The organism is Pseudomonas sp. E102, assembly GCF_052660185.1.
In genome coordinates, this window is record NZ_CP084025.1 from 2,532,246 (window position 1) to 2,554,034 (window position 21,789).

Genomic DNA, 21,789 nt, shown 5'->3' on the forward strand with positions numbered 1-21,789 from the left:
GTAGCCCCGTCGGTCAACGAAGATCGAGCGCCAGCAGGCCGGGGGATAACGGTAGATCAGGGCGCAGCCGCCGGGTCGATACCGCACAGAACAGGCAAAGACGCCTGGAACCGCAAGGTTTCAGGCGTCTTTTTTTTGCTTTCAAAAAACCGTGATGGGCTTTTGTCGGGTGCTTTTATGAATTCCAACGTTGCTTCCCTGAACAAACTGCAAACGCTGATCGTGATCGGCAATGGCATGGTCGGCCATCACTGCGTCGAGCAACTGATCGAGCGCGGTGCCCTCAACCATTACCGCGTGCATGTCTTCAGCGAAGAGCCGATGCGGGCCTACGACCGCGTGCATCTGTCCGAATATTTTTCTGGGCGAGACGCCGAATCCCTGGCCCTTGGCGAAGCGACGTTGTACCAGACGCCGGGTGTGACGTTGCACCTGGGCATGCCGGTGTTGGAAATCGACCGCCAGGCGCGTGAGGTGGTCACCGCCACTGAACGCCTCGGCTATGACAAGCTGGTGCTCGCCACCGGTTCCTATCCGTTCGTGCCGCCGATCCAGGGCGCCGAGGGTGATTCTTGCCTGGTCTACCGCACCCTCGAAGACCTCGATGCGATCCGCGCCGCCGCCAGCAACGCCCGTCGTGGCGTGGTGGTCGGTGGCGGATTGTTGGGCCTGGAAGCGGCCAATGCCTTGAAGAGCCTCGGCCTGGAAGCTCACGTCGTGGAATTCGCCCCCCGGTTGATGCCCGTGCAATTGGACGAGCAAGGCGGCCTGGCACTCAAGGCGCGCATCGAGAAACTGGGCGTTGGCGTGCATTTGTCCAAGGGCACCCAATCGATCAGCGCGGGCGAGCAGTACCGTTATCGGATGAACTTCGGCAACGACGATTTCCTCGAAACCGACTTGATCGTGTTTTCCGCCGGTATTCGCGCCCAGGATGCGTTGGCCCGTCAATGCCAATTGCCGATCGGCCCCCGCGGTGGCGTGGTAATCGACGACCATTGCCAGAGCAGCGACCCGGACATTTACGCCATCGGCGAATGTGCGGCGTGGAACGGCAGCATTTTTGGCCTGGTCGCGCCGGGCTACCAGATGGCCCGCAACGTCGCGTCGCGCCTGTGCGGCGAAGCCGGCGAGGCGTTTACCGGCGCGGACATGTCCACCAAGCTCAAACTGCTGGGCGTGGACGTCGGCTCCATCGGCGACGCACACGGCAACACGCCGGGTTCGCGCAGCTTCCAGTTCATCGACGAAACCAGCGCCAGCTACCGTCGCCTGGTAATCGACGCTGACGGCAAGCGCGTGATCGGCGCGGTGCTGGTAGGCGACAACAGCTACTACGACACCTTGCTGCAGTACATGCAGAACGGCATCGCGTTGCCCAAGGACGCCGCCAGCCTGATCCTGCCATCGTCCGAAGGCGCCCCGACACTGGGCCCGGCGGCTTTACCCGAGACCGCCACCCTCTGCTCGTGCCACAACGTCACCAAGGGGGCGGTCTGCTCGGCCATCGACGGCGGCTGCACCGATCTCGGCCAGCTCAAGTGCGACACCAAGGCCGGCACCGGTTGTGGCGGCTGCGCGGCGCTGGTCAAGCAAGTCTTCGAGCACGAACTGATCGCCCGCGGCGTCAGCGTCGACAAGAGCCTGTGCGAGCACTTCGCCTATACCCGCCAGGAACTGTATGCCCTGGTGCGCGTGGAAGGCATCATCAGTTTCGAAGAATTGCTCGCCAAACACGGTCGTGGCCACACCGGTTGCGACCTGTGCAAACCGGCCGTGGGCTCGATCCTGGCGTCGTGCTGGAACCAGCCGATCATGGACCCGCACCTGGTGCCGTTGCAGGACACCAACGACACCTTCATGGCGAACATGCAGAAGAACGGCACCTATTCGGTGGTGCCGCGCATCGCCGGTGGAGAAATCACCGCCGACAAACTGATCGCCATCGGCGTGGTTGCCAAGAAATACGACCTTTACACCAAGATCACTGGCGGACAGCGCATCGACCTGTTCGGCGCGCAGCTGCACCAGTTGCCGGACATCTGGGCCGAATTGATCGAAGCCGGGTTCGAAACCGGCCACGCCTACGGCAAATCCACGCGCACGGTAAAATCCTGCGTGGGCAGCACCTGGTGCCGCTACGGCGTGCAGGACAGCGTGCAAATGGCCCTGACCATCGAGGATCGCTACAAAGGCCTGCGCTCGCCCCACAAGCTCAAGTTCGCGGTGTCTGGCTGCACCCGTGAGTGCGCCGAAGCCCAGAGCAAGGACGTCGGCGTGATCGCCACTGAAAAGGGCTGGAACCTCTATGTGGCCGGCAATGGCGGTATGCGTCCGCGTCACGCCGAACTGTTCGCCACCGACCTGGACGATGCGACGCTGATCCGTTACATCGACCGCTTCCTGATGTTCTACATCCGCACCGCCGACAAGCTGCAACGCACCTCGGTGTGGCGCGAGAGCCTGGAAGGTGGCCTGGACTATCTCAAGGACGTGATCATTCACGACAGCCTGGGCCTGGGCGCCGAGCTCGAAGCGCAGATGCAACTGGTGGTCGATCGCTACGAATGCGAATGGGCCAACGCCCTGAAGGACCCGGAAAAGCTCAAGCGCTTCCGCACCTTCGTCAACGACAAGCGCGGCGATCCAGACGTTCATTTCGTCCGCGAACGCGGCCAGCGCCGGCCGGTGCATGCCGGCGAACTTCACTTGATTCCCGTCACCGAGGAGGTGCTCTGATGAGCCAGCCAAACGTCGTTCGTATCGCCCAAGAATCCGTGCAATGGCGTGCCCTGTGCAGCCGCGAGGACCTGGTGCCCAACTCCGGCGTGGTCGCCTGGCACGACGGCAGCCAAGTGGCGCTGCTCTATCTCCCAGAGCATGCGGACAAGCCACTGTACGCCGTCGATAATCGCGATCCGAAGTCCGGCGCCAACGTCATCGGCCGCGGCCTGTTGGGCAATATCAAGGGCGAACTGGTCATTGCCTCGCCGATGTACAAACAGCATTTCCGCCTGGAAGACGGCCTTTGCCTGGAGTACCCGGAGCAGCGCTTGCGCGTCTGGCCGGTGCGCTTGAATGGCGATGTGGTGGAAATAGGCGAGGGCTGATTAGCTTGCCTGATTGTGGCGAGGGGATTTATCCCCGCTCGGTTGCGTAGCGACCGTAAGATTTTTTGGGCCGCTGCGCAGCCCAGCGGGAGCAAGCTCCCTCGCCACGACAGCGGCCACTTTTGTTTGAGATTGGGGATTAGCAATGAAGACCGCCGCGCAACTGGTAAGGCTCAAGAGCGTACAGAACCAGCAGGTCCACAGCATCGCACCGGATCAGACCGTGCTCGAAGCGTTGCAGATCATGGCCGAGAAAAATGTCGGTGCGCTGCCGGTGATCGAAGGCGGGCAGGTGGTGGGGGTGTTCAGCGAGCGGGACTACGCGCGCAAGATGGTCCTCAAGGGCCGTTCATCCGTGGGCACTGCGGTGCGCACCATCATGAGCACGCCGGTGATCACCGCCGACAGCCAGCAGAGCATCGACCGCTGCATGGCGGTCATGACCGACAGCCACCTGCGGCATTTGCCGGTGCTGGAAAACGGCGAGCTGATCGGGCTGTTGTCCATTGGCGACCTGGTCAAGGAAGCGATCGTCGAACAAGCGGACCTGATCCGGCAGTTGGAGCATTACATTCGCGGGCATTGAGCACCTGCTGTGCCCTTGTGGCAAGAGAGCCATTCAATCGCTTCCGTGCTGGGCCGCATCAGCGCTTGGCCGGTGCTGGCGCAACAATTCGATTTGTTGGGCGGGAATCAAGGTGCGCAAGGATTTATAGAGGGCGCGGGTTTCCAACAGGTTCCACACGCGCAACATGGTTTCCAGCGCATCGAGGGGTTTGCTGATGAAGTCGCGCGCGCCTAGCGCCAGGGCACGCAGGCGGGTGTCGCGGGTCGCGTCGGCCGTCAGGACCAGGATCGGCAGGTAATCATTGGCCGGGATCCGCCGGTTGAGCTGCTCCAGCACTGCGAAGCCATCGAACGCAGGCATGTGCAGGTCCAGGATGACCAGGTCCGGCTCGAAACTGTTGAACAGGTCAAGGGTGCGCAGCGGTTCGGTGCTGCTCAGTACATTGTGCAGCCCTTCGCGGGCGAGCAATTGCTCCATCAGATCCAGGTTGGGGCGCTGATCGTCGATGATCAGGATGCGCAGGTCGCGATTCATGCGGACTCCGGTAGATAACGCTCAAGGTGGCCAAGGAAGGCCTGGATATGAATGGGTTTGGTGAGGATCGCCGTGGCGCCGGCGTCAAGCAGGGCCCGGTGGGACAGGTCGCTGGCATCGGCGGTGATCATCAACACCGGCGTGTAGGCCGTGGTCGGGGATTGGCGCAGGCGGCGAAGAACTTCCAGGCCATCCAGATCGGGCAACGTCACGTCCAGCAGGATCAATTGCGGCGCGTGCTGGCGAGCCAGGTCGAGGCCCATCTGGCCTTGCATGCTGGACAGCAACTGAATGCCTGGACGGCGTTGCATCAGGGTCTCGATCAGGGCGAGGCTAGACAGGTTGTCCTCGATGCACAGCACCTTGCCGTCGAATTCGGTGCGTGGGCGTGCCACTTCCAGCGCAACCATGGGCGGCAGGTGAGCGCCGGATACCCGGGCGCCGGGCAGTCGCAACGTGAAGCAACAGCCTTGTCCCGGATCGCTGCGCACTTGCAGGCTGCCTTGCATCATCTCCAGCAGGCTCTTGCTCAGCGAAAGGCCGAGCCCGGTGCCTTCGACCTGGGGATCCGCGCCGAGGCGCTCGAATGGCTTGAACAGCTGATCCAACAGCTCGGGGGCGATGCCACGCCCGGTGTCGCTGATGGCGATACTGACATGGGGAGCTTCAGCCGTGACCTCAATGCGTACTTCGCCACCCGGCTGGTTGTATTTGATGGCATTGGACAGCAGGTTCAGCAATACCTGCACCAGGCGCTGGCGATCGGCAAGCACGCCGCTGCCCTCGGGCAGCGATGCAAGCTCGGCCAGATGGATCCCGGCGTCGGCCGCCATCGGCGACACCAGCGTCAACGCCTCGTGCAGCACCGCCGGCAATCCGATCGGTTCGATGTTCAGAGGCAGGCGGCCGGCTTCGATCCGGGCGATGTCGAGTACCTCGTTGATCAACGCCAGCAAGTGCTGACCGGCGCGCAGGATGTGGCTGACTTGCGGGCGCTGGCCGGCAATGGAATCCATGTCCAGCAGTTGCGCGAAGCCCAGGATGGAATTCAACGGCGTGCGCAGTTCATGACTCATGCGCGACAAGAACTCACTCTTGGCGCGACTGGCGCTTTCGGCTTCTTCACGGGCCGTGCGCAGGGCTATCTCGGCGGCACGTCGGTCGGTGATGTCCCGGGTGATCTTGGAGAAGCCTCGCAGGGCGCCGGTGCTGTCATATTGGGCGGTAATCACCACGCTGGCCCAGAAACGACTGCCGTCCTTGCGGCATCGCCAGCCTTCTTCCATGTAATGACCTTCGCGGGTGGCCGCGAGCAAGGCCATGTCCGGATGCGCCGGGCATTCTTCGGCCAGGTAGAACAACGAGAAATGCCGGCCGAGCACTTCCTGTTCGGTATAGCCCTTGATCCGTTCGGCGCCGACGTTCCAAGTGATCACGTGGCCTTGGGCGTCCAGGGCGAAGATCCCGTAGTCCTTCACCCCATCGATGATCAGCCGCAGGCGTTCTTCGTTGTCGCGCAAGGCTCGTTCCCGCTCGGCCAATAATTGCCCAGCCTCCACCAGGCGCGTGCCCAACTGGCCGATCTCATCGCGCTCCGGTGGTTGTGGCAACAGCGGTTGGCCCAGCGCCAGACGCTGGGCGTTGCCTTGCACCTTCTGGACCCGGGCGACGATGCCCTTGGACAGGAACAGCACTGCAACGATGGCGCCGAACAGTCCGCACAGCGCCGCCAGCAGAGTCGCGAACAACAGGCGCATGCGCGTAGCGGAAGCGGCGGCGCTGCGGTCGGTGAGCAGGGCGTCCTCACGGATACGCATGGCGCTGATCTGCTCGCGCAGCACGTCCAGCACTTGTTTGTTTTCGATCAGGATGGCGGTGATGGTCGCGGTGTCGTCGCCTTTGCCGGTGCGCAGGGAGACCAGTCCGTTGAGCTTTTCAGTGATCAGCGGTGTGATGGTCTTTAGGTGCTCGCGCATTCTGGCGTCGCGGATATTATGATCCAGGCGTTGCAGTGCGGCCTGGATCTTTGGGGTGGCCTGTTCGTAGCCGGGCAGGAAATCTTCGCGGCGGGTCAGCAGGTAACCGCGCACGCTGGCGGCTGCTTCGGCCAGTAGGGTGTGCACCGCCTGGATGTCGCCCTGTACCAGCAGCACCCGGCGCACATCCTCTTCGGCGCGTGCGGTCTGGCGCTCGGTGATGTAGATCAGCACCAGTGACAGCAACAGGACAACCAGCGGCAGGGAAATCACCACCAATGCCTTGCCCCGCAAGGGCAGGTCGGCCCAGCGACGGGCCGCGAGGATCTTCATGGCCATTGCCCCGACGGTTGCGCGACCAACCCCAGGGCGACACCGCGCACCGCGGCCTGGGTGCGGTCGGCGGCGCCAAGCTTGCCGATGACCCGCTCGACATGGGCCTTTGCGGTGCCGGGGGCGATGCCGAGTTTTTCGCCGATTTCACGATTGCTGAAACCACTGGCGACCAGGCCGAGCACCTGCCGCTCACGGGCGGTCAGGGCCTGGACCTGAGCCGTACCTCCGGCGCCGCGCTCGGCCATGCGCCGCAAGAGGCGGGCGCTGACCGAGCTGTTCAAGGCTTCCTCTCCCTCGGCGACCCTTCTGAGCGCGTCGATCAACTCGGCGCGACTGGCATCCTTGAGCAGATAACCGACGGCGCCCGCGCCGATGGCCGCTTCCAGGTGGTCGGGGCTGTCGTCCATGGTGAAAATCATGACCTTGAGCTGCGGCTGGCGTTGTTTCAGGATGCGCGCCGCGCCGAGGCCATTGAGCACCGGCATGCGAATATCCAGGATCGCGATGTCCGGTTGCAGCTGCTGGCACAAATCGAGTGCCTCCTGGCCGTCTCTGGCCTGGCCGACCACCTCGAAGCCCTCGATACCGCAAAGCATTGAAATGAAACCGGTACGGGTCACTTCGTGATCATCGGCCAACAGCACGCGCAGAGGACGGTTCATGATTGGCCTCCATGGGTTGGCAGGGGCACGCTGGCCAACAGGCGAGTACCACCGTTGCGTTCGCTGCGACAGTCCAGATGGCCTCCCAGGAGGCTGGCACGTTCCTGCATGGCCGCCAGGCCCAGGTGGCTGGAGCCATGGCTTTCGATGGGCGGTTCGAGGGCAAACCCGCGGCCATCGTCCTCGACCCGCAACGTTGCCCGTCCGTCACGCACCACCAAGCCAAGGCAAACATGCCTGGCCTGGGCATGCTTGAGGATATTGTTGATGCCTTCCTGGGCGATGCGGAACAGGGCAATCTCGGCGTTTCCCGACAGCCGCGCAGCGCTGTGCTCGACCCAGTCCACCGCCAGCCCGGCGTCACGCAGGCGATCGGCTTCCTTGTCGATGGCGGTGTACAAGCCAAAATCGTCCAGTACATGGGGGCGAAGGCCGCCGATCAACTGCCGGCTCTCGCCGACGCAACGCTGGGCCAGGTCGAGGATGGCCTGGTGTTCGCTGTCCAGCGTCGACGACAGCGGCGGGCAGCGGCCGGCGAAACCTTGCAGGCGCTGATGCAGCCCCGCGAGGTTCTGCGCAAGGCCATCGTGAAGGTCATAGGCCACGCGCTTGCGTTCGTCTTCCTGGGCGCTGAATAGCCGATGGACCAGCTCGGACATGGTCCGCTCACGGGCTTGCAGCGCCTGGAGCAGCCGGCTGTTTTCCAGGTGCGCCGCCAGCAGCGTCGCGAGCAATTGCAGCGACTCGATGTCCTCGTTGTCGGGGGCCCCGAGGGGCACGCTGTTACCCAGCAGCAGGGCACCGAACACGATGCCGTCCGCGCCTCGCAGCGGCACGCGCAGAACCTGCGCCAGGGTTTTCCCCGGACAGTCCAACCACTGCGGTTCGGGCGCCGACGGCTGCGCGAGCTGGGCAAGCAAATCGAGCCCATCGCCGCTGCCGTGACTGGCAACGGTTTGCAACGTGGCTTGCGGCGTCCACTCCAGCAACAAGCCATGGTCCATGGCGACGAATGCGCACGCTGGCTGCACCGCGCGCTCGCGCATTTGCGCCAAGGGCAGGCGGGTCAATTCGTGCCCGGTGCCCAACAGAAGGCCCAAACGTGCCGCGCGGCTTTGCGACTGGCGGTATTGGCTGCGGATCGCCAGGGCGCTGCCAGGGTCGTGGGGTGGGCTTTGCATGGGGGAACTCCAGCGTGGACGTGAACCGGCCTGGTTCGCGATGGCGACATTAGACCTTGGGATCGGCACCTGGCCTATCTGCCGAATGGCATAGGCGATCAGCACCGGTTGGCCGATGGCGAGCGCTGCGGGGATTGGCAAAGTGGGGCCATTGAAACCCAAAGGACCACAACGATGAAAATGAAAACCTGTGCCATCGCCGCTTTTTTCGTGCTGGCTGCTCCCTTTGTCCAGGCTGCGGAGACCGCGCCGTTCGTCTATCGCACCGTCGTCGAGCAACCGCAAAAGCAAACCGACCGGGAAATAGCGGGGCTTTTCGACCGCTGGAACGCAGCACTGCAAACCGGCAGCGCCAGCGCGGTGACCGCCCTCTACGCGCCGGATGCGGTATTGCAACCGACTGTTTCCAACAAGGTGCGCAGCACACCGGACCAGATCCAGGATTACTTCGTGCACTTCCTGGCGGCCAAGCCGGTCGGGGTAATCAACTACCGGGAGATCCGTCACCTGGGCGCCGACGCTGCGATGGACAGCGGGGTCTACACGTTCACGCTGACCCAGGCCGACGGTTCCAAGCGAGAGGTCCAGGCGCGGTACACCTTCCTCTATGAACGACTCGACGGGCAGTGGAAAATCATCAACCATCACTCATCGGCCATGCCTGAAGTGCCCAAGACCCTCCACGCCAGCCATTGAGACCGCCGGTGCCTTTGTCATATGTCAGCCCCGGCACCGTCGGCACATCCCACTCTGCGCCAAGGTTTGCGCGCCAATGTCGAGAACGTCGGGGATAAGCGGTATTGAAGTTCGGCGGGGGCTTCGGATGACAGTGAGCCGGGGTTGACGCTGCGACGCCTCGGACTTATCTGGTTTCGGCGACCGTGGATTTTTGAATGTGGTTCTCTGAAGTGGAGGTATATCCGTTACCAGGATGACGGATATACAAACCGGCCAAGAGCAGCCTCAACCACCCCGAAACAGATCCCGCGAGTCCAGCAACCGCCAGGCAATCTCAGGCCGCTTCTCCAGCCCCCGGCGAATCGCAGCCGGGATCGACTGGCGAATCTTGCGGCACAGCCCCGGCTGCTCCTGGAATTCGATGGCAATACCGCGCATCGTCCGAACCTCGTTATAGCCGGGCTCGATGGTTACCCGCACACCCAGGTTCTCGAACAGCCGCTGCTGCAACCGTTCAAGCTCGTCCAGGCTCTGGATATTTTCCAATCGCTCAAGCAGGCGTTTCTCTTCCTGGCGATTCAGGCAAAGGATGCGCAGATCGCTGCCCGGCGTTTGCAGCAACGCATCACGCCCGCAATCACAGACACCAGGCGGGCAGGGGGGGCGGATGGGCATCGACGCGGTCATGGGCTCCACAAGCTCTGCAACACGACAAACCGCCTTCGGCGTAGGGACGATCCAGGCAATGTGATGCCTGACGGCGTGTCGGTCAACCCTTCGGGAAGGCCGCCTGTCCGCACTTCATGGGGGGCCGCTCGTCAGTTTCGCCAGGATCCGATCAAATTTTCCAAGGCCAGGCGTGTTCAAGAAGACAGACACGTCGCGGCCCGCTTCGTCAGTGGGCCGCGCCTGGAAAAAGGAGAACCCATTTGATGCAACCCAATCCGTCTACCTTGCCGCTGCTGGAAGAGCTGCTGATGGCCCGTGGGCCCGGCGGGCAGGAGCATGAAGTGCGCGACATCTGCCTTCGGGAGCTGAAACCGCATTGCGACGAAACCTGGGTCGACCCGGCGGGCAATGTCATCGGGCTGATCAAGGGCGCCCGGCCGGACACGAAGCCGCATCAGTCGATCCGGATCATGGCGCACCTGGACGAGATCGCCATGCTGGTCAAACGCATCGAGTCTGACGGCACGTTGCGAGTGGTGGCCCTGGGCGGTGCCAATCCGATCAACTTCGGGGTCTGCCCAGTGGACATTCTTGGCGACCGGGATTTCATTCCTGGCGTGTTGTCGTTCGGGTCGATGCACAGCACCGGTGAAACCCACCAGGGCGCGGACGTGTTGTCGGGAAACGTCAATTGGGGTGACGTCCATGTGATTACCCGTCGCACGAGCGAGCAATTGCAGGCCCATGGGGTACGCCCCGGCACGCGGGTGGTGTTGAGCCAGCACTGGCGACGACCGTTCCGGGTCGGCGACGCCATCGCCGCGCATTTCTTGGACGACCGCGCGCCCATGGTGGCTGCGCTCCAGGCCGCCAAGCTCTTGGCCGAGCGCCGTAAAGAGCTGCCACACGACGTTTATTTTGTTTTTACCACCCAGGAAGAAGAGTCCAATGCCGGCGCCCTTTATGCCGCCAGCCATTTGCCCGGGGACGCCACGGTGGCGGTCGAGGTCGGCCCCGTGGTCGCGGAATATGCCACCCGATTGGGCGTCGATCCGATCATCAACACGGGTGACAAGAATGGCTGTTACCACCGTGGGCTCGTCGACCAGCTGTACCAGGCCGGTAAACGCAGCGGGCTGACACCACAATTTGCCTTGTTGGCGGATTTCGCCAGTGACGCCAGTGCGATCATGAGCAGCGGGGCGTCCGCCCAAGGCGGTTGTATCGCAATCCCGACCGAAAATACCCACGGCTATGAGCTGATCGTGGAAGGCAGTATCGAGGCTTGCGCGGTGACATTGCTGGAATTCTTGTCGAATCGACGTAGTGCCTGACGCCACGGGGATCAATGTGGGAACGAACCTGCTCGCGAAGGCGGCGGCCCATCCAATATTGCATTGGCTGATACACCGCATTCACGAGCAGGCTCGCTCCCACTAGGGTTTGGTTACAGCCCCAGCTCAGAAAGGCCTGGGTGATCGTCCGGCCGACGGCCCAGCGGCCAATGGAATTTACGTTCGCTTTCCTTGATCGGCATGTCGTTGATGCAGGCGTAGCGGTTGGCCATCAGGCCGTTCTCATCGAATTCCCAGTTTTCATTGCCGTAGGAGCGGAACCAGTTGCCCGAGTCGTCGTGCCATTCATAGACGTAGCGCACGGCAATACGGTTGCCAGTAAAGGCCCAGAGCTCCTTGATAAGCCGGTAGTTAAGTTCCTTGGCCCACTTGCGGGTCAAAAAGGCCTTCGCTTCTTCCCGGTTATGGGCGAATTCAGCGCGGTTACGCCATTGAGTATCGAGAGTGTAGGCCAGCGATACTTTCTGCGGGTCACGACCGTTCCAGCCGTCTTCGGCCAGGCGAACTTTTTCGATAGCAGTTTCACGGGTGAAAGGTGGCAGCGGTGGGCGAACTTCGGCAGAGGACGACATGGCCAATCTCCAGATAATGAACGTGGGTTGCACGATTGCTTTACAGCGAGGGTCTTTACGAGCGGTCCTGCGGTTTACACGTGTTGCTTATTCAATCGCCAACAACATCTTCAGGACGTCTTGGGCCTGATCGGCAGCATCGTGATCGCCCATGACGAGCGCGAGGGTAATGGCGCCGTCAATCAGGATGAGCAGCTGTCGGGCAAGCACGTGCGGCTGCTCAATACCCTGTTCGGTACACAAGCGGGTCACATAGTCGAGCAATGCCTGTTTGTGCATTTTCGCAACCTGGCGGACCGGATCCTGAGGGTCGCCGGTTTCGCCGCTGGTGTTGATGAATGCACAACCACGAAAGCCTTCGCTCTGGAACCAGCCCTTGAGCACGGGAAACAGGCTGAGCAAACGTGCGAGGGGCGTCGGCGCCTTGCCCACTTCGCTGCTGAACCACTGCATCCAGCGTTCATCACGGCGCTTGAGCGCCGCGACGACGAGCTCCTCCTTGTTGGCGAAGTAGCGGTAGATACTCTTCCTGGAGACGCCGGCGGTTTTTACCAGAAGATCCATGCCGGTGGCCGCGATGCCACTTCTGTAGATCAACTTTTCGGCGACATCAAGGATGATGTCTCGTGTTTCAGTGCCAGTGATTTCGTTCATGCGACTTAAAGTAGAACGGTCATTCTCCTTGGTCAAATATTTTTCATCTCGACGGGGAGACCCCAAGCCACGCGTCATGGTGTAAGCTCATCGGTTCTTCGGAATCGACTTTTTGCGAGCCCTATGCCGTCGCTTTTCAAACGTTCCTTGCTGCCCAAGCTGCGCAGCTTTCCACTCACCGCCGACGCCGTGACGATCCTCGACGGTGCCGCCGAGTTTCGCCGTTGCCTGCTTGAGAAAATCGCCCAGGCCACCCAGCGCATCTACATCGTCGCCCTCTACCTGCAAGAGGACGAGGCCGGCCAGGAAATCCTCGATGCCTTGCATGCCGCCAAAACCGCACGTCCCGAACTGGACATTGCGGTGGTGGTGGACTGGTTGCGGGCGCAACGTGGGCTGATCGGGGCCAAAAAACAGCCGGGCAACTCGGCGTGGTATCAAAAACAGACCCGCGCCCATGCCAGCGAAGTGCCGATCTACGGCGTGCCGGTGCAGACCCGCGAGCTGTTCGGGGTACTGCACCTCAAAGGCTTCGTGATCGACGACTGTGTGCTCTACAGCGGTGCGAGCCTCAACAACGTCTACCTGCACAAGTTCGACAAGTACCGCTACGACCGTTATCACCTGCTGCAGAACGCCCCGCTGGCCGATTCGATGCATCATCTGGTGCAACATGGCCTGATCGCCTCCAGGGCCGTGCATCGCCTTGACCTGCCGGACCTGCCCAGCACCCGCAGTTTGCGCAAGGACATCGGCGACCTGCGCAGCCGCCTCAAGTACGCGGCCTACGACACCACGGCGGGCAGCCTCGACAAGAATGGCCTGTCGGTGAGCCCGTTGCTGGGCGTCGGCAAGAACAACCCGCTGAGCAGGGTGATCGGTGAACTGATCGCCGGCAGCCGCAAGCAACTGACCATCTGCACGCCGTATTTCAACCTGCCATTGGCTGTAACGCGGGAAATCAACCGTGCCCTGGCTCGCGGCGTGCGAATCGACATCATCGTTGGCGACAAGACCGCCAACGATTTTTATATTCCTGCGAGCGAGCCGTTCAAGATCATCGCTGCGTTGCCCTACCTGTACGAAATCAGCCTGCGTCGCTTTGCCAAGCGGCACCAGCGCTACATCGACAGCGGCCAGTTGAACCTGCACCTGTGGCGAGACGGCGACAATACCTACCACCTCAAGGGCATGTGGGTGGACGAGCGCTATACCTTGCTCACCGGCAACAACCTCAACCCACGGGCGTTTCGCCTGGACCTGGAAAATGCCCTGTTGCTGGACGATCCCAAGGGCGAGTTGTCGGGACCGCGCCAGGCCGAGCTCGAGCGGATCTATCGGCACACCCAGCGAATCGAACGCTACCTGGACCTGGAAACCCTGCCGGATTACCCCGCAGCGGTGGGCAAGTTCCTCAAGCGCGTCAGCCGGGTGCGAATAGAGCGTCTGCTTTACCGGATCCTGTGAAAACCCAGGCCATGTCGGAAAAAGACACCATCTCGGTCCAGTTGGTGCGCGAAGCACTGCTGCAAAGCTGTGCCCCTGGCGCTGCGACCGACGAGGTGCTGCGCAAAGTCGGCATCGACCCGGCGTTGCTCGGCGATGCCCAGGCGCGGGTCCCGGCCCATGCCTATGCGCAGCTTTGGCGCCTGCTGGCGAGGCGCCTGGATGATGAATTTTTCGGTATGGACCCGCGCAAGCTCAAGTCCGGCAGCCTGGCCTTTCTGTGCCGCTGCGCCATGGCCCAGCCGACATTGGCGTCCGGGCTGACGGCGGGGCTGGGGTTCCTTTCGCTGATGCTCGAACACCTGCCGGCGCAATGGGCTCGCCAACAAAGCCTGGCGGAAATTGTCCTGCTCGAAGAAGACCAGACACCGCGCCGGGCCTTCACGTATTTCACCTATTGGATGATCGTCCATGGCGTGGCCTGCTGGCTGGCCGGGCGACGCATTCCGATCCTGTCCATCGAGTTGCGGTGCCCGCAGCCCGACTTCTGTGATGATTACCGCGTCATGTTCTCCCAGAACCTGCGCTTCGACCGGCCCCGTACGCGGATGATCTTTTCCGCCGACTGCCTGGACCTGCCCATCCGCCGCAGTCCCGAGGAGCTCAAGCGCTTCCTGGCCCAGGCACCGGCGAATATCCTGGTCAAGTACCGCGACCCGCAAAGCCTCTCCAGCCGCATCCGCCATGACCTGCGCCAGCTGCCCGCCGAGCAGTGGCCGGAAACCGAGGCCCTGGCCCAGCGGTTATGCGTTTCCGCCTCGACCCTGCGCCGACGCCTGGCAGAGGAGGGGCAAACCTACCAGGGCCTCAAGGACGGCGTCCGCAAGGAACTGGCCATTGCCTGGCTGGCCGAACCTTCCATCAGTTTCGTGGAAATCGCCTCGCGCCTGGGGTTCGCCGACGCCAGCTCGTTCTACAAGGCGTTTCGCAAGTGGTCCGGGTCCAATCCTGGGCACTATCGCAGCTTGATTCTCAACGAGGCGGGCTGACGGCCCGCACAGCCAACGCCTACTTTGGTCCATGGCCAAACCAGTCAAGCAACTTGAAGGCTTTGACCATTGCCGCGCCGCCTCTTCGGCGCGAGTATTTCCCTGCTATTCACGGTTCCCCCCACCAATAAAAAGTACAGAGGGATTCTGGTCATGCGCGATTATTCGTCCGCCACGTCGCAGTTCGATTACCTGAACACCGTCAATGCCTCGTTGCACGGCTCGCTCGAAGCGCTCAATGCCTGCGTCGAATGCTGCGACAGGCACACCTTGCCGGGGCGCATCGCCTTGTTTTGGGAGGGCCGTGACGGCAGTGACGCGACCTGGACTTACCGTGACCTGCAGGACAACGCGGCGCGCTTCGCCAATTTCCTGCGCGCCCAGGGCGTCGGCAAGGGTGACAGGGTGGCCGGCCTGTTGCCGCGCACTGCCGAATTACTGATCGTGGTGCTCGCCACCTGGCGCATCGGCGCGGTGTACCAGCCGCTGTTCACCGCGTTCGGCCCGAAAGCCATCGAACACCGCCTCGGCAGCTCCGGGGCACGGGTTGTGGTCACTGACGCCGTCAACCGTCCAAAACTCACTGAGGTTGCCGATTGCCCCATCGTCGTCACGGTCGGCGGGAAAAAGGGCGAGGGCATCGTTCGTGGCGATTTCAGCTTCTGGGCCGAAGTCGCCAATCAGCCCAACCAGTGCGAACCCCTGATGCTGACTGGCGAAGACCCCTTCCTGCTGATGTTCACCTCTGGCACCACCGGCCCGGCCAAGGCGTTGTCGGTGCCGCTCAAGGCGATCGTGGCGTTCCAGAGCTACATGCGCGACGCCGTGGACCTGCGCCCCGAAGACGCGTTCTGGAACGTTGCCGATCCCGGCTGGGCCTACGGCATCTATTTTGGCGTGACCGGGCCTTTGGCGATGGGGCATCCGATCACGTTCTACGACGGCCCGTTCACCCTGGACAGCACCTGCCGGGTCATCAATAAATACGGCATCACCAACCTCGCGGGCTCGCCAACGGCCTATCGCCTGCTGATCGCTGGCGGCGAGCAGTTCGCCCGCTCAATCAAAGGCAAGCTGCGCATCGTCAGCAGCGCCGGCGAGCCGCTGAATCCGGAAGTGATCCGCTGGTTCGCCGACAACCTGGACGTGGTGATCCACGACCATTACGGCCAGACTGAACTGGGCATGGTGCTGTGCAATCACCACGGCCTCAAGCATCCGGTGCACCAGGGCGCCGCGGGTTTTGCCTCGCCGGGCCATCGCATCGTGGTGCTGGATGAAAGCCATCAGGAGTTGGGCGTCGGCCAACCGGGCATTCTTGCGGTCGACCGTAGCCAGTCACCCATGTGTTGGTTCGCCGGCTACCAGGGCGGGCCGACCAAGGCCTTCGTCGGCGATTATTACCTGAGTGGCGACACCGTCGAGTTCAATCCGGACGGCAGCATCAGCTTCGTCGGGCGCAGCGATGACGTGATCACCACGTCCGGCTATCGCGTTGGCCCGTTCGATGTGGAAAGCGCGTTGATCGAGCATCCGGCGGTGGTCGAAGCTGCCGTGGTCGGCAAGCCCGATCCGGAACGTACCGAGCTGGTCAAAGCCTTTGTGGTGCTCAGCGCCCAGTACCGCGCCGCGCCAGAGCTGGCCGAAGAACTGCGGCTGCACGTGCGCAAGCGCCTCGCTGCCCATGCGTATCCGCGAGAGATCGAATTTGTCAGCGACTTGCCGAAAACCCCAAGCGGCAAATTGCAGCGCTTTATCTTGCGCAACCAGGAAATCGCCAAAGCTCAAGAGACTGCGGCGAAGAACGTTTCAGCTTGAATCCAAGGAAACCATGATGCAGATCGACAACAAGATATTCCTCGTCAGCGGTGGCGCTTCCGGCCTCGGCGCGGCCACCGGTGAAATGCTGGTCAAGGCCGGCGCCAAGGTGATGCTGCTGGACCTCAACGCCGACGCCGTGGCCGCCCAGGCGCAAAAGCTTGGCTGCCAGAGCGTGGTCGCGGACATCAGCAACGAAGCAGCCGCCGAAGCGGCGGTCAAGGCCACGGTCGATGCGTTTGGTGGCCTCAACGGCTTGGTCAACTGTGCAGGGATCGTGCGCGGCGAGAAGATCCTCGGCAAGAACGGTCCTCACGCCCTCGCCAGTTTCAGCCAGGTGATCAACGTCAACCTGATCGGCAGTTTCAACCTGTTGCGCCTGGCCGCTGCGGCCATTGCCGAAACCGAAGCCAACGCCGACGGCGAGCGCGGTGTGATCATCAATACCGCGTCGGTGGCGGCCTTCGACGGCCAGATCGGCCAGGCAGCCTATGCCGCATCCAAGGGCGCAATCGCCAGCCTGACCCTGCCGGCCGCCCGTGAGCTGGCACGCTTCGGCATCCGTGTGATGACCATCGCGCCGGGCATTTTCGAAACCCCGATGATGGCCGGCATGACCCCGGAAGTGCGCGACTCCCTGGCCGCCGGCGTGCCGTTCCCGCCGCGCCTGGGCAAACCCGCCGAGTACGCGGCGCTGGTCCGGCATATCATTGAAAACAGCATGCTCAACGGCGAGGTGATCCGTCTCGACGGCGCCTTGCGCATGGCCGCCAAATAGGAGGATTTGTCATGTCCCATGATCCAATTGTCATCGTCAGCGCTGTCCGCACCCCGATGGGCGGCTTCCAGGGCGAACTCAAAAGTCTGACCGCGCCGCAGCTGGGTTCCGCCGCCATCAAGGCTGCCGTGGAGCGTGCCGGCATCGCACCGGACACGGTTGAAGAAGTGTTGTTCGGGTGTGTGCTCGCCGCAGGCCAAGGCCAGGCGCCGGCACGGCAGGCAGCCCTCGGCGCCGGGCTCGACAAATCGACCCGTTGCACCACACTCAACAAGATGTGCGGTTCGGGCATGGAAGCAGCGATCCTCGCCCATGACATGCTCGTCGCCGGCAGCGCCGACGTCGTGGTGGCGGGCGGCATGGAAAGCATGTCCAACGCCCCGTACCTGCTGGACCGTGCTCGCGCCGGCTTGCGCATGGGCCACGGCAAGGTGCTGGACCACATGTTCCTCGACGGCCTCGAAGACGCCTACGACAAGGGGCGCCTGATGGGCACCTTTGCCGAAGACTGCGCCGAGGCCAACGGCTACAGCCGTGAGGCCCAGGATGCCTTCGCCATCGCGTCCACCACCCGCGCGCAACAGGCAATCGAGGATGGCAGTTTCGATGCCGAAATAGTGCCGTTGCAGGTCATGGTCGGCAAGGAACAGGTCACCGTTCGCCACGACGAGCAACCGCCCAAGGCACGCATCGACAAGATCCCCACGCTCAAACCGGCGTTCCGCGAAGGCGGTAGCGTGACGGCGGCCAACTCCAGCTCGATTTCCGATGGCGCCGCAGCCCTGGTGATGATGCGCCAGAGCCAGGCGCAACAGCGCGGCCTCAAACCGCTGGCGGTCATCCATGGCCATGCGGCCTTTGCCGACGCCCCGGGCCTGTTTCCCACGGCGCCGATTGGCGCGGTCAAGAAGCTGATGGGCAAGACTGGCTGGTCGCTGGGCGAGGTTGATCTGTTCGAAGTCAACGAAGCTTTTGCCGTGGTGGGCGTGGTAACGATGGACAAGCTGGAAATCCCCCATGACAAGGTCAACGTCCATGGGGGCGCCTGCGCCCTGGGCCATCCGATCGGTGCATCCGGCGCACGGATCCTGGTGACCTTGTTGTCGGCCCTGCGCCAGAAGAGCCTCAAGCGCGGCGTCGCGGCCATCTGCATCGGCGGCGGCGAAGCCACGGCCATGGCCGTCGAATGCCTGTACTAAGGAACTGCCATGCTCCCGACTGAAGAACAGACACAAATCCGCGACATGGCTCGGCAATTCGCCCAGGAGCGTTTGAAACCGTTCTCGGCTGAATGGGACCGCGAGCATCGTTTTCCCAAGGAGGCCATTGGTGAAATGGCCGAGCTGGGCTTTTTCGGCATGTTGGTGCCGGAACAGTGGGGCGGCTGCGACACCGGTTACCTGGCCTACGCGATGACGCTGGAAGAAATCGCCGCCGGCGACGGCGCGTGCTCGACCATCATGAGTGTGCACAACTCGGTGGGTTGCGTGCCGATCCTGAAATTCGGCACTGACGAGCAGAAAGCCAGGTTCCTCACACCCCTGGCCAGCGGCACGATGCTCGGCGCCTTTGCCCTGACCGAGCCTCAGGCCGGTTCCGACGCCAGCAGCTTGAAGACCCGGGCGCGGTTGGAGGGCGACCATTACGTGCTCAACGGCAGCAAGCAGTTCATCACGTCCGGGCAGAACGCTGGGGTGGTCATCGTGTTTGCGGTCACCGATCCCAGCGCCGGCAAGCGCGGTATCAGTGCTTTCATCGTGCCCACCGACTCGCCGGGCTACAGCGTGGCGCGGGTCGAAGACAAACTCGGCCAGCACGCCTCCGACACTTGCCAGATCCTCTTCGAGGACCTGAAGGTGCCCGCGGCCAATCGCCTGGGAGAAGAGGGCGAGGGCTACAAGATCGCCCTGGCGAACCTGGAAGGCGGGCGGGTCGGCATTGCCGCGCAGTCGGTGGGCATGGCACGCGCGGCATTCGAAGCGGCGCGCGACTATGCCCGTGAGCGCCAGAGTTTCGGCAAACCGATTATCGAACATCAGGCCGTGGCGTTCCGCCTGGCCGACATGGCGACTCAGATCGCCGTGGCACGGCAGATGGTTCATCATGCCGCAGCCCTGCGCGATGGCGGCCAGCCGGCGCTGGTGGAAGCATCCATGGCCAAACTGTTCGCCTCGGAAATGGCCGAGAAGGTCTGCTCCATGGCGCTGCAAACCCTGGGCGGCTACGGTTACCTCAACGATTTCCCGCTGGAGCGCATCTACCGCGACGTGCGGGTCTGCCAGATTTACGAAGGCACCAGCGATATCCAGCGCATGGTCATTTCGCGCAATCTTTGAACAAGGAATCCTGCATGAATTACGAAACGATTTTGTTGGAGATCAAGGACCGCGTCGGCCTGATCACGCTAAACCGTCCTCAGGCGCTGAATGCGCTCAATGCGCAGATTGTCAGCGAGCTGAACCAGGCGCTGGACAGCCTGGAGGCGGACCCGCAGATCGGTTGCATCGTGCTGACCGGCTCGAAAAAAGCCTTCGCCGCTGGCGCCGACATCAAAGAGATGGCCGAGCTGACGTACCCGCAAATCTATTTGGACGATCTGTTCAGCGACAGCGACCGCGTTGCCAATCGCCGAAAGCCGATCATTGCGGCGGTGAACGGTTTTGCCTTGGGCGGCGGGTGTGAGTTGGCGTTGATGTGCGACTTCATCCTGGCGGGTGACAACGCCAAGTTCGGCCAGCCGGAAATCAACCTCGGCGTGCTGCCGGGCATGGGCGGCACCCAGCGTCTGACCCGCGCCGTGGGCAAGGCCAAGGCTATGGAAATGTGCCTCACAGGGCGTTTTATCGATGCGGTCGAGGCCGAGCGTTGCGGCATCGTTGCGCGGATCGTGCCGGCTGATGAGCTGCTGGACGATGCAATGAAGACGGCGGCACTGATCGCCTCCAAGTCCGTGCCTATCAGCATGATGATCAAGGAAAGCGTCAACCGCGCTTTTGAAGTCAGCCTGTCCGAAGGCGTGCGTTTCGAGCGGCGGGTATTCCACGCCGCGTTTGCGACACAGGACCAGAAGGAAGGCATGGCGGCGTTCGTGGCCAAGCGGGCGGCGGCGTTCCAGGACAAGTAAGGCGGCGTTCCGACTGACCCCATCGCGAGCTAGCTCGCCCCCACAGTGGATCTGAGGTGTACGCGCCATTGCGTACGCCTCCAAACCCTGTGGGAGCGAGCTAGCTCGCCATGTTTTTCCCGCCGTTACGCCAGGTAGTGCTTGAGTTCGCGGGCAATGACCATGCGTTGTATTTCGCTAGATCCTTCGTAGATCTGGGTAATCCGCGCATCCCGGTAGTAGCGCTCCACCGGATAATCCTCCAGATACCCGTACCCCCCATGGATCTGTATCGCCGACGAGCAAACTTTCTCGGCCATCTCCGAAGCAAATAGCTTGGCTTGCGACGCTTCCGACAAGCACGGTTTACCAGCGCTGCGCAGGCGCGCGGCGTGGAGGATCAGCAGGCGGGCGGCGTTCAGGCGGGTGTGCATGTCGGCCAGCAGGTTGGCGATGCTCTGGTGCTCTATGATCGGCTTGTCGAACTGCACACGATCGCGGGAATAGGCCAGGGCCGCTTCGAACGCTGCGCGGGCGATGCCTAGTGCCTGGGCGGCAATGCCGATGCGACCGCCTTCGAGGTTGGAGAGCGCAATGGCCAGGCCTTTGCCTCGGGCACCCAGCAGATTGGCCTCGGGCACGGTGCAGTTGCTCAATGTCACCGCGCAGGTGTCGGAAGCGCGAATGCCCATTTTGTGTTCGGAGCGATCGACGTTGAAGCCCGGGGTATCGGTCGGCACCAGGAACGCCGAGATGCCTTTCTTGCCCAGGTCCGGGTCGGTCACAGCGAAGACGATCGCCAGCTTCGCCCGTTTGCCATTGCTGACGAACTGCTTCGCGCCGTTGATCACCCATTGGCCGTCCCGCAGCTCGGCGCGGGTGCGCAGGTTGTGGGCTTCGGAGCCGGCCTGGGGTTCGGTCAGGCAAAAGCAGCCAATCGCCTGGCCGCTGGCAAGATCCGCCAGCCACGTCTGCTTCTGCTCATCGGTGCCGAAATTGAGGACCGGCCCGCAACCCACTGAGTTATGAATGCTCATCAATGCGCCCGTGGCACCGTCGCCAGCGGAGATTTCTTCCACGGCGAGGGCGTAGGCCACGTAATCGACATAGGTGCCGCCCCATTCCTCCGGCACGACCATGCCCAGCAGGCCCAACTCGCCCATCTTCGCCACCAGGCCGTCGTCGATCCATCCGGCTTTCTCCCAGGCCTGAGCGTGGGGCGCGATTTCACCGCGGGCGAAGGCACGGGCCATGTCGCGGATCATCACTTGTTCTTCGGTCAGCTCCAGGTCTTGCATGA

At 62.7% G+C, this 21,789-nt stretch carries 20 protein-coding genes; 12 read left to right on the plus strand and 8 right to left on the minus strand.

The window, feature by feature from the left end; translation table 11 throughout:
* Positions 1-177 precede the first annotated feature (177 nt).
* The 3 genes from nirB (at position 178) to DOCECA_RS11245 (ending at position 3,696) form a co-directional block, all read left to right on the plus strand.
* A complete protein-coding gene (nirB, locus tag DOCECA_RS11235; RefSeq protein WP_434647403.1) occupies positions 178-2,739 on the plus strand; it encodes a nitrite reductase large subunit NirB in 2,562 nt (853 codons plus the stop codon).
* Complete coding sequence (gene nirD, locus DOCECA_RS11240) at positions 2,739-3,110, plus strand: nitrite reductase small subunit NirD (protein ID WP_420763929.1); 372 nt, start codon at positions 2,739-2,741, stop codon at positions 3,108-3,110. Before nirB ends, nirD begins: the two co-directional genes overlap by 1 nt.
* Before the next feature lie 145 nt (positions 3,111-3,255).
* Positions 3,256-3,696, plus strand: a complete 441-nt coding sequence (locus tag DOCECA_RS11245) for a CBS domain-containing protein (RefSeq protein WP_434647400.1) — start codon at positions 3,256-3,258, stop codon at positions 3,694-3,696.
* 33 nt (positions 3,697-3,729) lie between these two features.
* On the opposite strand, the gene DOCECA_RS11250 is transcribed toward DOCECA_RS11245, so the two are convergent.
* The 4 genes from DOCECA_RS11250 to DOCECA_RS11265 are packed head-to-tail and all read right to left on the minus strand — an operon-like array spanning position 3,730 to position 8,367.
* A complete protein-coding gene (locus DOCECA_RS11250) occupies positions 3,730-4,212 on the minus strand; it encodes a response regulator (RefSeq protein ID WP_420763931.1) in 483 nt (160 codons plus the stop codon).
* Positions 4,209-6,521 carry an ATP-binding protein gene (locus DOCECA_RS11255; RefSeq protein WP_434647397.1) on the minus strand — a complete coding sequence of 771 codons (2,313 nt, stop codon included), beginning with the start codon at positions 6,519-6,521 and terminating at the stop codon, positions 4,209-4,211. Before DOCECA_RS11255 ends, DOCECA_RS11250 begins: the two co-directional genes overlap by 4 nt.
* Entirely contained in the window at positions 6,518-7,186 is a 669-nt protein-coding gene (locus tag DOCECA_RS11260; RefSeq protein ID WP_434647394.1) for a response regulator, read from the minus strand. Before DOCECA_RS11260 ends, DOCECA_RS11255 begins: the two co-directional genes overlap by 4 nt.
* The gene (locus DOCECA_RS11265) at positions 7,183-8,367 is read right to left on the minus strand and encodes a sensor histidine kinase (protein WP_445571986.1); all 1,185 of its coding nucleotides are present in this window, start codon (positions 8,365-8,367) and stop codon (positions 7,183-7,185) included. Before DOCECA_RS11265 ends, DOCECA_RS11260 begins: the two co-directional genes overlap by 4 nt.
* Positions 8,368-8,541: 174 nt before the next feature.
* Between DOCECA_RS11265 and DOCECA_RS11270 the strand changes: the two genes are divergently transcribed.
* Positions 8,542-9,063: an SgcJ/EcaC family oxidoreductase gene (locus DOCECA_RS11270; protein WP_420763935.1), complete on the plus strand. Its 522-nt coding sequence runs from the start codon at positions 8,542-8,544 to the stop codon at positions 9,061-9,063.
* A 267-nt stretch (positions 9,064-9,330) separates the two neighbouring features.
* On the opposite strand, the gene DOCECA_RS11275 is transcribed toward DOCECA_RS11270, so the two are convergent.
* Positions 9,331-9,732 (minus strand): hypothetical protein, encoded by a 402-nt coding sequence (locus DOCECA_RS11275; protein ID WP_420763936.1) that lies wholly within the window; start codon positions 9,730-9,732, stop codon positions 9,331-9,333.
* 245 nt (positions 9,733-9,977) lie between these two features.
* Between DOCECA_RS11275 and DOCECA_RS11280 the strand changes: the two genes are divergently transcribed.
* Positions 9,978-11,048 carry a M28 family peptidase gene (locus DOCECA_RS11280; protein WP_434647389.1) on the plus strand — a complete coding sequence of 357 codons (1,071 nt, stop codon included), beginning with the start codon at positions 9,978-9,980 and terminating at the stop codon, positions 11,046-11,048.
* A gap of 113 nt (positions 11,049-11,161) precedes the next feature.
* On the opposite strand, the gene DOCECA_RS11285 is transcribed toward DOCECA_RS11280, so the two are convergent.
* Complete coding sequence (locus DOCECA_RS11285; protein ID WP_434647386.1) at positions 11,162-11,641, minus strand: DUF1348 family protein; 480 nt, start codon at positions 11,639-11,641, stop codon at positions 11,162-11,164.
* 87 nt (positions 11,642-11,728) lie between these two features.
* Positions 11,729-12,295: a TetR/AcrR family transcriptional regulator gene (locus DOCECA_RS11290; protein ID WP_434564105.1), complete on the minus strand. Its 567-nt coding sequence runs from the start codon at positions 12,293-12,295 to the stop codon at positions 11,729-11,731.
* 123 nt (positions 12,296-12,418) lie between these two features.
* Between DOCECA_RS11290 and pssA the strand changes: the two genes are divergently transcribed.
* From pssA to DOCECA_RS11325, 7 genes are all read left to right on the plus strand, one after another.
* Positions 12,419-13,762 (plus strand): CDP-diacylglycerol--serine O-phosphatidyltransferase, encoded by a 1,344-nt coding sequence (pssA, locus tag DOCECA_RS11295; RefSeq protein WP_420763939.1) that lies wholly within the window; start codon positions 12,419-12,421, stop codon positions 13,760-13,762.
* Between the two features lie 11 nt (positions 13,763-13,773).
* Entirely contained in the window at positions 13,774-14,790 is a 1,017-nt protein-coding gene (locus tag DOCECA_RS11300) for an AraC family transcriptional regulator (protein WP_434647383.1), read from the plus strand.
* Positions 14,791-14,943: 153 nt separating this feature from the next.
* A complete protein-coding gene (locus DOCECA_RS11305) occupies positions 14,944-16,608 on the plus strand; it encodes an AMP-binding protein (protein ID WP_434611460.1) in 1,665 nt (554 codons plus the stop codon).
* Positions 16,609-16,624: 16 nt separating this feature from the next.
* A complete protein-coding gene (locus DOCECA_RS11310) occupies positions 16,625-17,386 on the plus strand; it encodes an SDR family NAD(P)-dependent oxidoreductase (protein WP_434564055.1) in 762 nt (253 codons plus the stop codon).
* An 11-nt stretch (positions 17,387-17,397) separates the two neighbouring features.
* Positions 17,398-18,585, plus strand: a complete 1,188-nt coding sequence (locus DOCECA_RS11315; protein WP_434700795.1) for an acetyl-CoA C-acyltransferase — start codon at positions 17,398-17,400, stop codon at positions 18,583-18,585.
* A gap of 9 nt (positions 18,586-18,594) precedes the next feature.
* Positions 18,595-19,722, plus strand: coding sequence for an acyl-CoA dehydrogenase (locus DOCECA_RS11320; RefSeq protein ID WP_445571987.1), 1,128 nt, complete (start codon positions 18,595-18,597; stop codon positions 19,720-19,722).
* A 14-nt stretch (positions 19,723-19,736) separates the two neighbouring features.
* Entirely contained in the window at positions 19,737-20,510 is a 774-nt protein-coding gene (locus DOCECA_RS11325) for an enoyl-CoA hydratase (RefSeq protein ID WP_420763945.1), read from the plus strand.
* 125 nt (positions 20,511-20,635) lie between these two features.
* On the opposite strand, the gene DOCECA_RS11330 is transcribed toward DOCECA_RS11325, so the two are convergent.
* Positions 20,636-21,787 carry an acyl-CoA dehydrogenase family protein gene (locus DOCECA_RS11330; protein WP_445571988.1) on the minus strand — a complete coding sequence of 384 codons (1,152 nt, stop codon included), beginning with the start codon at positions 21,785-21,787 and terminating at the stop codon, positions 20,636-20,638.
* Between the last annotated feature and the right edge of the window lie 2 nt (positions 21,788-21,789).

Coding starts and splice junctions, on each gene's coding strand:
- DOCECA_RS11285 (WP_434647386.1), bottom strand. CDS start 11,641: ATGTCGTCCTCTGCCGAAGTTCGCCCACCGCTGCCACCTTTCACCCGT.
- DOCECA_RS11260 (WP_434647394.1), bottom strand. CDS start 7,186: ATGAACCGTCCTCTGCGCGTGCTGTTGGCCGATGATCACGAAGTGACC.
- DOCECA_RS11265 (WP_445571986.1), bottom strand. CDS start 8,367: ATGCAAAGCCCACCCCACGACCCTGGCAGCGCCCTGGCGATCCGCAGC.
- DOCECA_RS11320 (WP_445571987.1), top strand. CDS start 18,595: ATGCTCCCGACTGAAGAACAGACACAAATCCGCGACATGGCTCGGCAA.
- DOCECA_RS11245 (WP_434647400.1), top strand. CDS start 3,256: ATGAAGACCGCCGCGCAACTGGTAAGGCTCAAGAGCGTACAGAACCAG.
- DOCECA_RS11325 (WP_420763945.1), top strand. CDS start 19,737: ATGAATTACGAAACGATTTTGTTGGAGATCAAGGACCGCGTCGGCCTG.
- DOCECA_RS11280 (WP_434647389.1), top strand. CDS start 9,978: ATGCAACCCAATCCGTCTACCTTGCCGCTGCTGGAAGAGCTGCTGATG.
- pssA (WP_420763939.1), top strand. CDS start 12,419: ATGCCGTCGCTTTTCAAACGTTCCTTGCTGCCCAAGCTGCGCAGCTTT.
- nirD (WP_420763929.1), top strand. CDS start 2,739: ATGAGCCAGCCAAACGTCGTTCGTATCGCCCAAGAATCCGTGCAATGG.
- DOCECA_RS11330 (WP_445571988.1), bottom strand. CDS start 21,787: ATGCAAGACCTGGAGCTGACCGAAGAACAAGTGATGATCCGCGACATG.
- DOCECA_RS11275 (WP_420763936.1), bottom strand. CDS start 9,732: ATGACCGCGTCGATGCCCATCCGCCCCCCCTGCCCGCCTGGTGTCTGT.
- DOCECA_RS11250 (WP_420763931.1), bottom strand. CDS start 4,212: ATGAATCGCGACCTGCGCATCCTGATCATCGACGATCAGCGCCCCAAC.
- DOCECA_RS11305 (WP_434611460.1), top strand. CDS start 14,944: ATGCGCGATTATTCGTCCGCCACGTCGCAGTTCGATTACCTGAACACC.
- DOCECA_RS11300 (WP_434647383.1), top strand. CDS start 13,774: ATGTCGGAAAAAGACACCATCTCGGTCCAGTTGGTGCGCGAAGCACTG.
- DOCECA_RS11310 (WP_434564055.1), top strand. CDS start 16,625: ATGCAGATCGACAACAAGATATTCCTCGTCAGCGGTGGCGCTTCCGGC.
- nirB (WP_434647403.1), top strand. CDS start 178: ATGAATTCCAACGTTGCTTCCCTGAACAAACTGCAAACGCTGATCGTG.
- DOCECA_RS11290 (WP_434564105.1), bottom strand. CDS start 12,295: ATGAACGAAATCACTGGCACTGAAACACGAGACATCATCCTTGATGTC.
- DOCECA_RS11255 (WP_434647397.1), bottom strand. CDS start 6,521: ATGAAGATCCTCGCGGCCCGTCGCTGGGCCGACCTGCCCTTGCGGGGC.
- DOCECA_RS11315 (WP_434700795.1), top strand. CDS start 17,398: ATGTCCCATGATCCAATTGTCATCGTCAGCGCTGTCCGCACCCCGATG.
- DOCECA_RS11270 (WP_420763935.1), top strand. CDS start 8,542: ATGAAAATGAAAACCTGTGCCATCGCCGCTTTTTTCGTGCTGGCTGCT.